Annotated in this window: 1 protein-coding gene; it reads right to left on the bottom strand. The window is 53.5% G+C overall.

What is annotated here, in order from left to right:
- Nucleotides 1–253: 253 nt before the first annotated feature.
- Complete coding sequence (gene proC / locus BBW68_RS09865; RefSeq protein ID WP_070135228.1) at nt 254–1,060, bottom strand: pyrroline-5-carboxylate reductase; 807 nt, start codon at nt 1,058–1,060, stop codon at nt 254–256.
- Nucleotides 1,061–1,179: the final 119 nt, after the last annotated feature.

The following is a 1,179-nucleotide window of genomic DNA, read 5'->3' as shown; positions in this document are numbered from 1 at the left end:
CAGATCTTTGCAACAGTACCTTTCTTTTCGTCCATAGTTTGCCTGTCTCCGTTGTTGGAATGAACATATCAAAAACAGGCAGATACACAATTTAAATTACAGTCTCCCCTGCGGGTGCTATACTTTCAACGTTGAGCTGGTGCTAGCGTATGCAGCAGTCGATGACTCTGGACGCTGCGGAGCAGCTCAGCCGGGCCACATCGAAGCTTAAATAGCGCAGCCAGCAGGTAACCCCGTTGACTGCATTCTTTTATTACTTGCTCATCTGCTCAGATTTCGCCATGCACTGCTGCATTGCTTCAATCACCGCCGAGCGGAAGCCTTTCTGCTCCAGCACTTTCACCGCTTCGATGGTGGTGCCGCCCGGTGAGCACACCATATCTTTCAGTTCGCCCGGATGCTTGCCGGTCTCCAGCACCATTTCTGCTGCACCCTTCACCGCCTGAGCAGCAAACTGGTAAGCCTGAGCGCGCGGCATCCCGCCAAGCACGGCCGCATCGGCCATCGCTTCAATAAACATAAATACATAGGCCGGGGCAGAGCCGCTTACGCAGACCACCGCGTGGATCAGGTATTCCGGCACCAGCGCCGCTTTGCCGAAGCCGCTAAAAATCTCCACTACCGCATCGGCCTCTTCTTTGGTCACCAGCACATTGGGGGTGACCGAGGTCATGCCTTCGTTGACCAGCGCGGGGGGGTTCGGCATTACGCGCACGATTTTACGGTCGTGGCCAAGCACTGAGGCCAGCGAGTCCAGCATCACGCCAGCGGCAATCGACACCACCAGCGTCTCTTTATTCAGGCTGCCCGCAATATCCTTCATTACGGAGAGGATCGCATTAGGTTTTACCGCGCCGAACAGAATATCGACCTGTTCGGCAACTTCGGCGGCGTTCTTTGCCGGGGTGATGCCATACTGCTTCTGCATCGCTAGGTTGGTTTCGGGCTTGTGGTCAAATACCCAGATATTGTCTGCTCTGACCTGCCCGGCGGTGACCAGGCCAGCAATAATAGCCTTCGACATATTACCGCAGCCAATGAAGCCGATTTTTTTTTCCATGAGATTTTCCCTGCTGATTCTGTTTACAAAATTGGCGTGATGCCATCCCTACACCTTAACCTTAACCTGAATCAGATTAAGTTTGCCATTCGGCAAAAAAATGGTCGAGTCCGTCAAGG

The organism is Candidatus Erwinia dacicola (assembly GCF_001756855.1).
Taxonomy (GTDB): Bacteria; Pseudomonadota; Gammaproteobacteria; order Enterobacterales; family Enterobacteriaceae; genus Erwinia; species Erwinia dacicola.
This window is presented reverse-complemented; position numbering and strand designations above follow the sequence as displayed.